The organism is uncultured Sphingomonas sp., from assembly GCF_964244235.1.
In the GTDB taxonomy this organism is placed as follows: domain Bacteria; phylum Pseudomonadota; class Alphaproteobacteria; order Sphingomonadales; family Sphingomonadaceae; genus Sphingomonas.
The window spans coordinates 1-13,803 of sequence record NZ_CAXTII010000072.1; the positions used below are offsets into that span (position 1 = coordinate 1).

Below are 13,803 nucleotides of genomic sequence, written 5' to 3' on the forward strand. Positions count from 1 at the left end.
CGCGACCAACGCGTCGTTGACGATCTTGACGACCTGCTGGCCGGGCGTGATCGATCGCAGGACGTTGTGGCCGACCGCCTGTTCGGTGACGTCGTCGACGAATTTCCGCGCGACGGGCAATGCGACGTCCGCCTCGAGCAGCGCGACGCGCACCTCGCGCATCGCCGCCCGCACGTCCGCCTCGGTCAGCGCGCCGCGACCGCGCAGGCGATCGAAGACGCCGCCTAGCCGGTCGCTCAGACTGTCGAACATGCGCCTTCTACTCCAATCGGGCCACCAAACGCACAAAGCGCCGGCGGGCGAAACCTCGCCGGCCAGCGTGCGCCCGTGGGCGCTATGATTGGGCGTTCAGCGGCTGAACGTGGGCGGGGCGATAGAGCAGGATGCGATATAGCGCAAGGGAAGCGTTTGGTTCTGAGACTCGCAGCAGCTTTAAGTTGTTGACTAGCCCGATGCTCTGACCCGCCTTTACAGGCATGGGTTCATCACCGGTTCGCGTGGGATGGACAGAAGTTCGGTGGTAGATTCGCGAAGTATGGAAGGACCGTGGTCTCGCATCCGTTCGTACAGCTTCGCTGCCTCCCCAACGCATAGATTGCCCGAAGCATGCAATTGCTTGAGACCCTCGGAACGTCGAGCTTCCAAATCCGCCTTTTTTGCTGGACCATTCGTAATGATGAAGTCGTCGATATGTTTGAGTGATTGATCTAACTGGGCTTGAAAATCAGCATCTTTGCCCTGGTTGCATTCTTTACCAACAGCCCTGACGGCTTCGTAGATGCCCCAAACGCACAGAACAGCGCCCTTCCCGGTCACGTCAGTTTTCAAAACGCCGCCACCGACCTCCACTGTTTCTATGCCTCTTGACGTATTAGTTTTTCCGTAGCTCTTCAATTTCGAATGATCGTTCGCTAGCGCAGTGTGGGCTAGCATCGCCGCTATGAGGACAGCAGCAAGTCCGAGAACGGTCTTCATTGGCAAGTTCATTGCAGCTCTCCACGCCTACAGTTTAACTTTTGAAATCTCGGAAGGCGCTTCCGCTCAGTACACCCATACCCACTCTACATAGACCCATCCGCCCACTCGGGCTAGACGCCCCCAACCATGCCCTTCGCCCGCCAAGTCGTCACCTTCAGGGTGCCGCCTCAACATCGCCGAAAGCGGGACCCTCAACGCGCTGCTCAGTAGCCACGACGCGGTGGTCGTCGACAACTGCTCCACCCCCGCGGAGGCGGGGGCCCAGTTGGGAAGTCCTCAAGGCAGCGCCACACAGTCGTACAAATCTTCCCAATCGGGGTTGAAGCCTTCGATCTCGCGGAGCTTCCAGGCGCGGTTCCATTTCTTCATCTGCCGCTCGCGGAGCCGCGCGGCTTCCCAGCTTCCTGCAACCTCGTACCAGACCAAGAGCTTGCAGCCGTGTTGGCGCGTGAAACCGGGGACGACGCCGTTGCGGTGTTCCCATACGCGCTTCGCGAGATTGGTGGCGGAGCCGATGTAGATCGTGCCGTTGCGCTTGCTCGCCATGATGTAGACGCAGGCTTGTTCGCTCATCGGGGCGCTTCCCAACTGGGCCCCCGCCTTCGCGGGGGTGGATTGGTAGTAGGTCAAAACGCTCGGGAAGCGAACGTGGTCGCCGCCCTTTCCGTGGACTTGCCCCCACCCCATCCCTAAGTCGCGCTGCCATGTCTGCTGACGTCGTCACCCTAGGCTGCCGCCTCAACATCGCCGAAAGCGAAACCATCCGAGCATTGCTCGGCGACGGCGACGCGGTGGTGGTCAACAGTTGCGCGGTCACCGCCGCCGCCGTCAAGGAAACGCGCGCCGCGATCCGCCGCCTCCGCCGCGAGCGGCCGGGGGCGGAGCTGATCGTCACCGGCTGCGCGGCGACGATTGATCCCGCCGGGTTCGCCGCCATGGCGGAGGTCGACCGGGTGGTCGCCAACGACGCGAAGCTCGCCCCCGCCAGCTGGGGCAGCACCCTGCCCGCCGCGCCGCCGCCGCGCTTCGCGGGGCACGCCCGTGCGCTGGTCGCGGTGCAGAATGGCTGCGACCATGCCTGCACCTTCTGCACTATTCCCGCCGGGCGCGGGGCCAGCCGGTCGGTGGCGGCGGGCGCGGTGGTCGATCAGGTCGCGGGGCTGGTCGCGGCAGGGCACCGGGAAGTGGTGCTGACCGGGGTCGACCTGACCAGCTATGGCCACGACCTGCCGGGCGCTCCCACGCTGGGATCGCTGGTCGAGCGGGTGCTGCGCCTCGTCCCCGCGCTACCGCGGTTGCGGCTGTCGTCGCTCGATTCGGTCGAGATCGATCCGCTGCTGCTCGACCTCGTTACCGGCGAGCCGCGGATATGCCCGCACCTCCACCTCTCGCTCCAGGCGGGCCACGACCTGATCCTCAAGCGCATGAAGCGCCGCCATTCGCGGGCCGACGCGGTCGCGCTGGTCGAACGGATCAAGGCGCGGCGGGACGTAGCGATCGGTGCCGATCTGATCGCGGGCTTCCCGACCGAAGACGAGGCGATGGCGGCCGCCACCCGTGCGCTGATCGACGATGCGCAGATCGTCCACGCGCACATCTTTCCCTATTCGTCCCGTGCTGGCACCCCGGCGGCGCGGATGCCGCAAGTCCCGCCGCCAGTGGTCCGCGAGCGCGCCGCTGCCTTGCGGGCCCGCGCCTCGGAGGCGAAGACGGCTTGGCTGGCGAGCCTTGTCGACAGCGTGCAGGAGGTGCTGATCGAGCGCCCCGGTGTCCGCGGCCATGCTGGCAATTTCGCGGAGGTCCGGCTATCCGCGCCGCTCGAACCCGGCACGCTCGCGCGCATTCGCATCGACGGAGCGACCGAGACGTATCTTCTAGGCAGCCCTTCATGACATCCGTCCCCCTCCCTCCCTCCCCGGCGAAGGCCGGGGCCCAATTGCGAGCAGCACGATATTGGGCCCCGGCCTTCGCCGGGGTGGTGCATCTTGAGCGAACGACGGCTCCATGAGCACCAGCTGGCACGACAAACTCCTCGGCGGTTTCAAGCGAACGTCGGATCGGCTCATCGGCAACCTCGCAGGGCTCGGCACGGCGCGGCTCGACGGCGATACGCTGGACGAGATCGAGGAGGCGCTGATCGCCTCCGATCTCGGCCCCGAAACCGCGGGCCATATCCGCGCGCGCCTCGCGGAGGGCAGCTTCGAGCGCGACATGGAGGAGTTGGGCATCCGCCTCGTCGTCGCGGAGGAGGTAGAGAAGACGCTCGCCAAGGTCGCGACGCCGCTGCAGATCGACGCCTTCCCCCGGCCGCAGGTGATCCTCGTAATCGGCGTCAACGGTTCCGGCAAGACGACGACGATCGCGAAACTCGCGCATCTGTTCATGGAGCAGGACTACGGCGTGATGCTGGCGGCGGGCGACACCTTCCGCGCCGCCGCGATCGGGCAGCTCCGGACCTGGGCGGAACGCGTCGGGGTGCCGATCGTGACGGGGCCTGAGGGCGGCGACGCCGCGGGCGTGGTGTGGGATGCGGTCAAGAAGGCGACCGAGACGGGGATCGACGTCCTGATCGTCGACACCGCCGGACGCTTGCAGAACAAGCGCGAGTTGATGGACGAGCTGGCGAAGATTCGCCGCGTGCTGGGCCGGATCAACCCGGCGAGCCCGCATGACGTCGTGTTGGTGCTCGACGCGACGACCGGCCAGAACGCCTTGAATCAGATCGAGGTTTTCAAGGAGGTCGCGGGCGTCACCGGCCTCGTCATGACCAAGCTCGACGGCACCGCACGCGGCGGCGTGCTGGTGGCGGCGGCTGAGAAATACGGGCTGCCGATCCACGCGATCGGCATCGGCGAAGGCATGGGTGACCTGCGCCCGTTCGATGCCAACGAAGTCAGCCGGATCATCGCCGGCGTGGAGAGGGTACAGAAGTGACCGAGCGTAAACCCGCAACTCCCGGCCTGCGCATGGCGATCGACTACGGCCCGCTCGTCCTGTTCTTCGCAGCCAATTTCCTGGTGCCGGGCCTGCCGATCGTCCGCGTCGTCGCCGCCACGATCGTATTCGTCGTCACGACGATCGTCGCGATGGTCTTCTCGAAGGTCAGAACCGGCACGATCTCGCCGATGCTGTGGCTGTCTGGCATCCTGGTCGTCGTGTTCGGCGGGCTGACCGTATATTTCCACGATCAGCGCTTCATCCAGATGAAGCCGACGATCGTCTATGCCAGCTTCGCGGTTATACTCGGTTTCGGCATGGCGACGGGACGGCCGCTGCTGCAATCGCTGCTGGAAACCGCCTATCCGGGCCTGACCCCCGTCGGCTGGCGCAAGCTGACGCTGAACTGGGCAGTTTTCTTCACTTTCATGGCGATCCTGAACGAGATCGTATGGCGGCATTCGACCTGGGATTTCTGGGTCGGCTTCAAGCTATGGGGCGCGATCCCGCTGACGTTGCTGTTCGCGGTCGCCAACATTCCGATGCTGCTCCGCCACGGGCTGCAGACCGGCGATCCTGCCGCCGGCGATCCGGGTGATCTGCCACCCGTCTAAGGGATGCTTGCGTCCCCCGCCCCGGCGCGTCAGGATCGCTGACGACAAGGGGAAGACGATATGACGTTTCGATGGAAGGCGCTGATCGGCGCAGGCGTATTGGCGATGGCGGCAGCGGCGGGCGCGCAGGTCGCCGACCGGAAGGCGCTGGAAACCGCGCTCGACGCCAGCGTCAGCAGCACGGACCAGCTCGGTTGGCTGAAACAGATGACGGCGGGTCCGAACCAGGTCGGCTCCGTGCACGACAAGGCGAATGCCGAGTTCGAACTGGCGCGGTTCAAGGCGTTCGGCTGGGACGCCAAGATCGAGACGTTCCAGGTCCTGTACCCGACGCCCATCTCGACGACGCTGGAGATCGCCGGCCCGGTGCCCGTGAAACTTGGCGGTCAGGAGCCGCCGGTCGCCGCCGATCCGGACTCGACGAACACCGCCGACGCGCTGCCGCCCTATGTCGCCTATCAGGGTGACGGCGACGTCACCGCCGACCTCGTCTATCTCAACTACGGCATGCCCGACGATTACGACGCGCTGGCGCGGCGCGGGATCGACGTGCGCGGGAAGATCGTCATCGCGCGCTACGGCGGCGGCTGGCGCGGACTGAAGCCGAAGCTGGCGCAGGAGCATGGCGCGGTCGGCTGCATCATCTATTCCGACCCGGCCGACGACGGCTATGGGCGCAGCGACGTCTATCCCAAGGGCGGCGCACGGCCGTCGTTCGGGGTGCAGCGCGGGTCGGTGCAGGACATGACGCTGTATCCCGGTGACCCGTTGACGCCGGGCATCGGCGCGACGGCGGGCGCGAAGCGGCTGACGCGTGCCAATGCGCCGACGATCCTGAGGATCCCCGCGCTGCCGATATCGTACGGCGATGCGCAGAAGCTGCTCGTCGGTCTCACTGGCCCGGTCGCGCCCGCCAACTGGCACGGCGCATTGCCGCTGACCTATCACATGGGCGGCCAGGGCAGCGTGAAGGTGCATCTGGCGGTCACGTCAGACTGGTCGATGAAGACGCTGTACGACGTCGTCGCGACTTTGAAGGGAGCTACCGAGCCCGATCGCTGGATCGTCCGCGGCAACCATCACGACGCCTGGGTCTTCGGCGCATCCGATCCGCTGTCGGGTCAAGTCGCGCTCCTGTCGGAAGCGAAAGCGTTGGGCGCCTTGTGGGCGCAGGGTTGGCGACCGAAACGCACGATCGTCTATACGAGCTGGGACGGCGAGGAGCCGGGCCTGCTCGGCTCGACCGAATGGGCCGAGGAACATGCCGCCGAACTAAAAGCGAAAGCGATCGTCTACGTCAACACCGACAATAACGGCCGCGGCGTGCTGGGGGCGGAGGCGAGCCACGATTACCAGCATCTGATCGACAGCGTCGCGAACGAAGTGATGGATCCGGAGACCGGCGTCAGCCTCTCCGCCCGCCAGCGCGCCGAGGCCCGCGTGCATGCCTTCGACGGCGCATCCGTCGATCCCGTCGCGCTGGCCGCCGCGGAAAAGGGCGACGACATGCCGGTCGGCGCGCTCGGGTCTGGTTCCGACTATTCGGCGTTCCTGCAGCATCTCGGCATTCCGTCGATCAACCTGGGCTTCGGCGGCGAGGACGAAAGCGGCGGCGTCTATCATTCGCTCTACGACAGCTATTATCACATGACGACGTTCGACGACCCCGGGCTGCGTTACGGCGCGGCGCTGTCGAAGACGGTCGGGCGGATCATCCTCCGGCTCGCCGACGACGACACCCCGCCCCAGCGCTTCGGCGATTTCGCAAGCACGGTGTCGCGTTACTATGGCGAGGTCGCGAAGCTGGAGGCGGACCGCCGGGCACAGGACGACAAGCGCGACCAGCTTATCGCCGCCGGCGATTTCCGGCTGGCGAGCGATCCGCTGAAGCCGGTCGGCGCGCCATCCGCCAAGCCGGCGACACCGCATATCGAACTTGCGCCGTTGGCCAATGCGGTGGATCGGCTCAAGGCGAGCGCCGCAGCCTATGACCGCGCCTATGCCGCGCGTGGCGCGACGCTGTCGCCCGACCGTCGCTTGAAGCTCAACGCGTTGCTCGCCACCATCGACCAGTTGCTGCTCGACGACACCGGATTGCCTGGCAGGCCCTGGTTCCGCAACATGGTCTACGCGCCCGGCCGCTTCACCGGATATGGCGCGAAGACGCTCCCCGGTGTGCGCGAGGCGATCGAGGAACGGCGCTTCGACGATGCCAACGCCTATGCGATACGCACCGCCAGGGTGCTCGATGCCTATGCCGCACGCCTCGACCGCGCCCGCGTGATCGTCGAAGGATCGTAAAGATGCGGCGGTTCGACGAGTTGAGCGAGCGCGAGATCCTCGCGCTCGCCATCGCCAACGAGGAAGAAGACGGACGCATCTACGCGGATTATGCGGAACATCTGCGCGAGCATTATCCTGACAGCGCCACGCTGTTCGACGATATGGTCGCGGAGGAAGACGAGCATCGCCGGTCGCTGATCGATTTGTATGTCGAGCGGTTCGGGCGGCATATTCCCTATATCACGCGCCGTGATCTGCGTGGCGCACCGGCACCAGCAAGCCCGCGCTCGACGATGCTGCGCGGAATCGACGCGGTACGTGACGAGGCCCGTCGCATGGAGACCAACGCCGCGCGCTTCTACCGCGAGGCGGCGGCGCGCAGCGAGGATGCACTCGTTCGCAAGTTGCTGGGCGACCTCGCAACCGCCGAACAGGAGCACCAGCGGCTTGCCGGGGAAATCCAGGACCGGCGTCTGCCCGGCGAAAGTCGCAACCGGGAGGACGAGGACGGTCGTCGTCGTTTCGTGCTTCAGATCGTGCAGCCGGGGCTGGTGGGTCTGATGGACGGATCGGTTTCGACGCTTGCCCCGGTGTTCGCCGCCGCCTTTGCCACGCATTTGCCATGGAACGCGTTCCTGGTCGGCATGGCGGCGAGCATCGGCGCGGGGATCAGCATGGGTTTTGCCGAGGCGCTTGCGGACGACGGCAAGCTGTCGGGGCGAGGCGCGCCTTTGCTGCGCGGACTGGTCTGCGGCCTGATGACGACGGCAGGCGGGATCGGGCATACCCTGCCGTTCCTGATCGCCGATTTCTGGACCGCCATCTGGGCCGCCGGGCTGGTCGTGCTGATCGAATTGTCGGTGATCGCGTGGATCCAGTATCGCTATATGGAAACGCCGCCGATCTCCGCCGCGGCGAAGGTCATGCTTGGCGGCGCTCTGGTGCTGGCTGCCGGCATCCTGATCGGCAGCGGGTGAGCGAGGCCAGGGAGCGGAAATGAAATGAGCAAGCGAATGACGATGATGGCGCTGCTGTGCGTCTGCAGTGCCGCCCTGGCCGGCCCCGTGCCGGTCGCACCGGCGGCGACCCGCTTTCCGCTGGGTGCGTTCACCTTGGTACCGCTGCGCGATATGTTGAACGTCGTGCCGAACGACGGCAGCGTGTTCGGCAAGGACCAGACGACGGCGGCTGTCGCATCGGTGCTGACCGCCGCCGGCGCATCGTCGCAGGACGTGAGGCTCGGGGTCGATGCGCTGCTTGTGGAGGAGCCGGGCCGGACCGTGCTGATCGACACCGGGCTCGGCCCCAAGGTCGGCGGCGTGCTGATGCAGAGCCTGGCGCAGGCGGGCATAGCGCCCGCGAAGATCACCGATATCCTCATCACGCATTCGCACGGCGATCATGTCGGCGGACTGGTTACCGCTACGGGAGCGCTCGCGTTTCCCAACGCAACCATCCGGATGTCCGCACCGGAATGGGCGTTCATGCAAAAGAACGCGGCTCAGACGGCGCTGGTTTCCGCAATCGCACCGAAAGTCGTGACGTTCGCCCCGGGATCGCCCGTCGTCCCCGGGATCGACGCGGTTGCGCTGGCCGGCCATACGCCCGGGCATTCGGGCTATCGGATCACGTCGCGCGGCGCACAGCTGACCGACATCGGCGATACCGCGCACAGTTCGATCGTGTCGCTCGCCAAGCCCGGCTGGACCGTCGGCTACGACACCGACGCGATGCAAGGAAGCGCGACGCGAGAGAAGGAACTCAAATCGCTCGCCGCCAGTCACCAGCGCATCTTCGCGCCGCATTTCCCGTATCCCGGGATCGGCACGATCGTGGCGAGGGACGGCGGCTACGCGTTCGTACCTGCGCCACACTGATCAGCGGGGCGGGGAGCCCGGATACGGCGTCATCGAATAGGGCCGATCCGCGGGCGCGCTCGCCCAGCCGGTGTCGGGCGTCGCCTGCATCGTGAAGCGAAGCTCGCCGCCGGCCTCGATCTCCGCGTGCCGGATGAACGATCGTGTCAGCGCGCGACCGTTCAGCGTCACCGACCCGACATAGCGATTGGCGTCCGACAAGCCGTCGGCGACGACGGTGAACCGCCGCCCGTTCGGCAACGCGATCGTCGCGCGGTCGAGGAACGGCCGGCCGATCGCATATTGGCCGCTGCCCGGCGTCACCGGATAGAAGCCGAACGCGGTGAAGATCAGCCACGCGGACATCTGGCCGAGATCGTCGTTCCCCGCCAGGCCGTCGGGCGTCGGCTTGTATTGGCTGTCGACGATCTGTTTCAACCGCGCCTGCGTCCGCCACGGGGCGCCAGCATAGTCGTATAGATAGGCGACGTGATGGCTGGGCTCGTTACCATGAATATATTGCCCGATCAGTCCGGCGATATCCTCGGCATGACTATAGTCCAGCTTTGAATTGTCGTAATCGAACATGGCATCGAGCTTTGCCGCCATCTTCGTATCGCCGCCCAGCATGGTATCCAGCCCGCCAAGGTCCTGCGGCGCGAACCAGCTATATTGCCAGGCATTGCCCTCGGTATAATCCGATCCGTAATTGATCGCGGTCGGATCGAACGGCGTCCGGAACGCCCCGGTGGACAGCCGCGCGCGAACGAACCCGGTCGCCGGATCGAAGCTGTTCCGCCAGTTCGCCGCGCGCGTCTCGAACCGATCCGCGACGCCCTCGCGTCCAAGCGACCGCGCCATCCGCGCGATCGTCCAATCGTCATAGGCATATTCGACCGTCTTGGACGCCGCCTCCGGCTCCTTGTCGATCGGTACATAGCCCCGCGCCATATATTCGCCGAGCCCGCCATAGGGCGCATAGCTCGCGCTCGCGACCATCGCGTCCAGTGCCGCGTTCGCGTCGTATCCGCGGATGCCCTTCAGATACGCGTCGGCAATGACGGGGACGGCGTGATAGCCGATCATCGTCCACGTCTCGCGACCCGCGAACTGCCAGATGGGCAGGATACCGAACGGGCTTTCCTCGCGACTGGCGACCAGCGATCGGACGATATCGGTCGAATAGCCCGCCGGTTCGATGATCGTCAGCAGCGGGTGCTCGGCGCGGAACGTGTCCCATAGCGAATAGGTCGATCGGAAGGTGAAGTCCTTTGCCACATGCACCTGGTCGTCCGGCCCCCGGTATCGCCCGTCGGCATCGCTCCAGACGCTCGGCGCGAGCAGACTGTGGTACAATGCTGTATAGACGCTGGTGCGCATCGGTGCGGGCGCGTCGATCGCGACGACGCCCAGTTGCTGCCGCCATGCCGCCTGCGTGGCCTTCAGCGTCGCGTCGAACCCGCCCGGATCCGCCGCGAGATTGGCGATCGCGCCCGCTTCGTCGACGCCCGAAAGCGCCACGCGTACCTCGAGCGGCACGTCGATCCGCCCGAAATCGAACCGCGCGACGATCGCCCTGCCCATCCGCTCGGCGACCGCATCGGTCCCGCGATCTGGCCCCTGGAAGCCGCGATAGGCCACGTCCTTCTCGGTATCGACGAACGCGTGCCCCTTCAGCGGCCGCGAGAAGCGCATCGCGAAATACAGCTTGCGCGCCGGCACCCAGCCACGCGTTTCGCGGCTGCCCGTGATCGTGCCATCGGGCAGCAGCCGGACCGTCGACCACAGGATCTTGCCCGGATAATCATAGAGCGAAGTCCGCAGGTCGAGCACTAGATGCGTATCCGCCCCCTTGAGGAAGCTGTAGCGGTGCACGCCGACCCGCGCGCCTGCGGTCAGTTCCGCGCGGACATGCTGATCGATCAGGCTGACTGCAAAATAGCCGGGATGCGCGACCTCGCTATGATGGTCGAACCGTGACCGATAGCCCGAGCCCGGCCGTTTCGGATCGCCCGGCTCCAGCGGCACGGTCTCCCCCGACACCGGCATGATCAGGAAGTCGCCAAGATCCGAATGCCCTGCACCGGAAAAGTGCGTATGGCTGAACCCCTGAATCGTAGGGTCCTCGTACCGATAGCCCGCCGCATGCGAATAGCAGGTGCGAATGACGCACGACGTGTCGGTGTCGGGACTAAGCTGCACCATCCCGAACGGCGCGGTCGCGCCCGGGAAGGTATGCCCCTCCCCACCCGTGCCGATCATCGGATCGACGGTATCATATGGAGCCGGCCGGTCAGCGGTCTGCGCGGCGAGCGGGGTTGCGATGACGGCGGCGAGCAGAAGGATACGCATCGGGGGAGTAGAGCAAATTCCGCGCGGCGCGTCGCCCAACTTCGTCACCCCCGCGCGAGGCCGGGGTCACCGGAAAAGACGTCCCGCAACCTCCCCCGTCACCGTCCGTTGGGCGGGGAACGAGGAGGCATATGATGTCGCAGGTATCGATCGGACGGCGCAGCCTCCTCAAGAGCACGGCATTGCTGGCCGCGTCGCCCGCATTCGCGCAAGCGAACGACGGCATCGACTGGCACGCGCTAGCCATAGACGTGCGGAGCGAGATGCGCTGGGCCTGGGGCCATTATCGCCGGCTCGCCTGGGGCCGCGACGAGATCATGCCGGTCACCGGCGGCCATTCGCGCTTTTCCCTCAGGGATCATGATCTCGGGCTCAGCCTGATCGAGGCAATGGACACGCTTTGGGTCATGGGCCTCGACGCCGAATTCGCCGACGCGCTGGCCTGGGTGAAGGTGCATCTCGATTTCGACGTCGATGGCGAAGTGTCGGTTTTCGAGACGTCGATCCGGCTACTCGGCGGCTTGCTGTCGGCCTATCATGCCTGTGGCGACCCGTTGTTGTTGGCGAAGGCGCGCGACCTCGGCGACCGGTTGCTGCCGGCGTTCGCGACGCCGACCGGCATGCCGTACCGCTTCGTCAACCTGCGCACCGGAGCGATACGCGATCCGAAGACCAATCCGGCCGAGGTCGGCACCTATCTTCCCGAATGGGGCACGCTCAGCAGGCTGACGGGCGACGATCGCTACCGTGCGACCGCGAAGAAAGCGGTCGTCGCGATGTACGATCGGCGGTCGCGGATCGGTCTGCTCGCGGACGGTATCGATGCGACGAGCGGCCAGTGGTTCAGCCGACGCGCGACCGTCGGCCCGCCGTCGGACAGCTATTATGAATATCTGTGGGACGCATGGCAGCTGCTCGGCGATGCGGACTGCAAGGCGATGTACGACGTGCTGACGCCTGCGATCCTGAAATGGCAATGCGTGCAGTCGGATGGCCGGACCTGGTTCAACGACGTCGATTTCGAAGAAGGCGGACCGTTGACCGACGAGCAGGACGAACTCGCGGCTTTCTATGGCGGGCTGTTGGCGCAAGGCGGCGCGACCGCGACGGGCGCGGCTTATACGCGCGCCTGGAGCCATGTGCAGGACAAGTTCGGCATCCTTCCCGAAGGCTATGAATATCTCGGAGACAATCCGACCCAGGTGGCCAACGCGCTACGCCCCGAACTGGCGGACGCGGCGTTCAACCTGTGGCTGCTCGACCGGTCGCCCGAATGGCGGATGGTCGGGCGCACGCATTATCTGAACATGAAACGCTGGAACCGGACGCGGTTCGGCTATGCCGACATAGACGACATCACGGCTCGGCCGATGAGGCTGGCCGATCACTGTCCGGGATATTGGTGGTCGGAGCAGATGAAATATTACTATCTGCTGTTCTCCGACACGCCGCGGTTCGATTACCAGCGTAATTATCTGACGACCGAGGGGAATGTCCTGCGGGGGTTTCGGCGGACCTGAGCGTGCCGACGATCTGGAGCAACGCCAGCGTACGCGCTTCCTCGTCGCGAAGGACACCGCTCAGGGTCCGTGTACGAGCGCTTACAGGCGTTGGTCGCCACGAGATGGCGACGAGGGAGGCCGCCGCCGCGGCCAGACGATCGTAAATCATGCTGAACCCGCAGCGCATATTTGAGAAGCGCCGAATACCCTTCCTGCGTGGTCCATTTCGACCCCAGACCGCACCCGGAAATCGTTCGGTCCTGATCGCGATCAATACGGCGACCTGCAATGGCGTTTAGCTGTCCGCCAGCTCCGCAAAATTGGAAGGTCGCATAACCCATGACGCAACAGGCCCTCGCCTCGGTCTCCCCCTCGACGCCGAGAGTGATCCCCGACCTAACCCTCGTCGCGGCCGATCGCGGGAATGGACGGCTTCGCGCATGGCTTCGCGACCGTCGACTGCGTCAGGCTGAATTACGTCAGCGGCGGGGCGCTATGATGGCGAGTTCATCGTCCTGCTCGCCGGGTTCCCGGAAGCTGGCCGGATCGGGCGTGGCGAACCTGGCACTTCGCCTTCCATAGCCTGCCGGACCTTGCCCGAGATCCTGATCGCCGGCCGGAAGCGCGCCTATCCGGGCTGGTTCTTGCGTCGCAAGACCGCCAATCCCGAGACCTTCTCGGATGCCGATATTGACGAGTATCTTCGCGTCTTCGTCAAGGATAGCGACCTTCTTGCCGGCCTTGGCTACTGCCGCGCGGCCAACCTGCCGGCCCGGCAGAACCGCGCGTCGAGCGCCAGGGGCAAGCTGCGGATGCCGGTGCTGGCGTTGGGTCCGACCAAGGCTCCATCTCCGACATGGCGTCCCCATTCATGGCGCCCGCCGAAGATGTGCGGGGCGCGGTGATTGCAATTGCAGGCACTTCCTTCCCGAGGAACACCCTGTAGCGGTCGCCGCGGAGCTGATCGCGTTCCTGGGGGCGTCCACCCCGGAGGTCCCGCGATAATCACAACCAGCGCAGATTCATTCCCACTCGATTGTCCGGGAGCATCATAACCAACTGATTTCGCTAAGCAAAATATTCGTTATATGTTCTTATGCCGATCGACGTGCCGTCAAAAAAGTCGGGCTGTTGATTTCATTGAGGAATTTGACCCCTCAACAAAACTGGCGTTTCACCATCAATCGCTGACTTTTGGCTGACTCGTCGCATTTCCACGAATCGCATTAGGCTGTGGTGACGATTTAATTATTTGAGCCATAGCATGATGCTGGCGAGTTT

At 65.3% G+C, this 13,803-nt stretch carries 12 protein-coding genes; 8 read left to right on the plus strand and 4 right to left on the minus strand.

The features are described from left to right. From ACFE7D_RS11480 to ACFE7D_RS11490, 3 genes are all read right to left on the minus strand, one after another. A partial coding sequence (locus ACFE7D_RS11480) for a signal recognition particle receptor subunit alpha (RefSeq protein ID WP_375395552.1) occupies positions 1-252 on the minus strand: 252 nt, incomplete at its 3' end. A gap of 216 nt (positions 253-468) precedes the next feature. Continuing rightward, positions 469-975, minus strand: a complete 507-nt coding sequence (locus ACFE7D_RS11485; protein ID WP_375395553.1) for a hypothetical protein — start codon at positions 973-975, stop codon at positions 469-471. Positions 976-1,254: 279 nt separating this feature from the next. After that, on the minus strand, positions 1,255-1,551 hold the full coding sequence (locus tag ACFE7D_RS11490; RefSeq protein ID WP_375395554.1) for a GIY-YIG nuclease family protein: 297 nt from the start codon (positions 1,549-1,551) through the stop codon (positions 1,255-1,257). A 131-nt stretch (positions 1,552-1,682) separates the two neighbouring features. Here ACFE7D_RS11490 and ACFE7D_RS11495 point away from each other — a divergent pair, with 131 nt between their 5' ends. The 6 genes from ACFE7D_RS11495 to ACFE7D_RS11520 all read left to right on the plus strand — a co-directional run bounded on the left by ACFE7D_RS11495 (position 1,683) and on the right by ACFE7D_RS11520 (position 8,689). Then, positions 1,683-2,870: a MiaB/RimO family radical SAM methylthiotransferase gene (locus tag ACFE7D_RS11495; protein ID WP_375395555.1), complete on the plus strand. Its 1,188-nt coding sequence runs from the start codon at positions 1,683-1,685 to the stop codon at positions 2,868-2,870. 112 nt (positions 2,871-2,982) lie between these two features. Continuing rightward, entirely contained in the window at positions 2,983-3,912 is a 930-nt protein-coding gene (ftsY, locus tag ACFE7D_RS11500) for a signal recognition particle-docking protein FtsY (protein WP_375395556.1), read from the plus strand. Continuing rightward, entirely contained in the window at positions 3,909-4,529 is a 621-nt protein-coding gene (locus tag ACFE7D_RS11505) for a septation protein A (RefSeq protein ID WP_375395557.1), read from the plus strand. Before ftsY ends, ACFE7D_RS11505 begins: the two co-directional genes overlap by 4 nt. Before the next feature lie 60 nt (positions 4,530-4,589). Continuing rightward, entirely contained in the window at positions 4,590-6,830 is a 2,241-nt protein-coding gene (locus ACFE7D_RS11510; RefSeq protein WP_375395558.1) for a transferrin receptor-like dimerization domain-containing protein, read from the plus strand. Between the two features lie 2 nt (positions 6,831-6,832). Beyond that, complete coding sequence (mbfA, locus tag ACFE7D_RS11515; protein WP_375395559.1) at positions 6,833-7,789, plus strand: iron exporter MbfA; 957 nt, start codon at positions 6,833-6,835, stop codon at positions 7,787-7,789. A 24-nt stretch (positions 7,790-7,813) separates the two neighbouring features. After that, positions 7,814-8,689, plus strand: coding sequence for an MBL fold metallo-hydrolase (locus ACFE7D_RS11520; protein ID WP_375395560.1), 876 nt, complete (start codon positions 7,814-7,816; stop codon positions 8,687-8,689). On the opposite strand, the gene ACFE7D_RS11525 is transcribed toward ACFE7D_RS11520, so the two are convergent. Further along, positions 8,690-11,020, minus strand: a complete 2,331-nt coding sequence (locus ACFE7D_RS11525; protein WP_375395561.1) for a GH92 family glycosyl hydrolase — start codon at positions 11,018-11,020, stop codon at positions 8,690-8,692. It lies immediately after the preceding gene. 134 nt (positions 11,021-11,154) lie between these two features. On the opposite strand from ACFE7D_RS11525, the gene ACFE7D_RS11530 reads away from it, so the two are divergent. Together ACFE7D_RS11530 and ACFE7D_RS11535 are read left to right on the plus strand one after the other, a co-directional pair. Beyond that, entirely contained in the window at positions 11,155-12,540 is a 1,386-nt protein-coding gene (locus ACFE7D_RS11530) for a glycoside hydrolase family 47 protein (RefSeq protein ID WP_375395562.1), read from the plus strand. A 575-nt stretch (positions 12,541-13,115) separates the two neighbouring features. Continuing rightward, positions 13,116-13,427, plus strand: coding sequence for a hypothetical protein (locus ACFE7D_RS11535; protein WP_375395563.1), 312 nt, complete (start codon positions 13,116-13,118; stop codon positions 13,425-13,427). Positions 13,428-13,803: the final 376 nt, after the last annotated feature.

What these genes read in the sequence shown, in the direction of transcription:
- ACFE7D_RS11510 (WP_375395558.1), top strand. Translation starts at nt 4,590, where the DNA reads ATGACGTTTCGATGGAAGGCGCTGATCGGCGCAGGCGTATTGGCGATG.
- mbfA (WP_375395559.1), top strand. Translation starts at nt 6,833, where the DNA reads ATGCGGCGGTTCGACGAGTTGAGCGAGCGCGAGATCCTCGCGCTCGCC.
- ACFE7D_RS11490 (WP_375395554.1), bottom strand. Translation starts at nt 1,551, where the DNA reads ATGAGCGAACAAGCCTGCGTCTACATCATGGCGAGCAAGCGCAACGGC.
- ACFE7D_RS11495 (WP_375395555.1), top strand. Translation starts at nt 1,683, where the DNA reads ATGTCTGCTGACGTCGTCACCCTAGGCTGCCGCCTCAACATCGCCGAA.
- ftsY (WP_375395556.1), top strand. Translation starts at nt 2,983, where the DNA reads ATGAGCACCAGCTGGCACGACAAACTCCTCGGCGGTTTCAAGCGAACG.
- ACFE7D_RS11530 (WP_375395562.1), top strand. Translation starts at nt 11,155, where the DNA reads ATGTCGCAGGTATCGATCGGACGGCGCAGCCTCCTCAAGAGCACGGCA.
- ACFE7D_RS11525 (WP_375395561.1), bottom strand. Translation starts at nt 11,020, where the DNA reads ATGCGTATCCTTCTGCTCGCCGCCGTCATCGCAACCCCGCTCGCCGCG.
- ACFE7D_RS11520 (WP_375395560.1), top strand. Translation starts at nt 7,814, where the DNA reads ATGAGCAAGCGAATGACGATGATGGCGCTGCTGTGCGTCTGCAGTGCC.
- ACFE7D_RS11485 (WP_375395553.1), bottom strand. Translation starts at nt 975, where the DNA reads ATGAAGACCGTTCTCGGACTTGCTGCTGTCCTCATAGCGGCGATGCTA.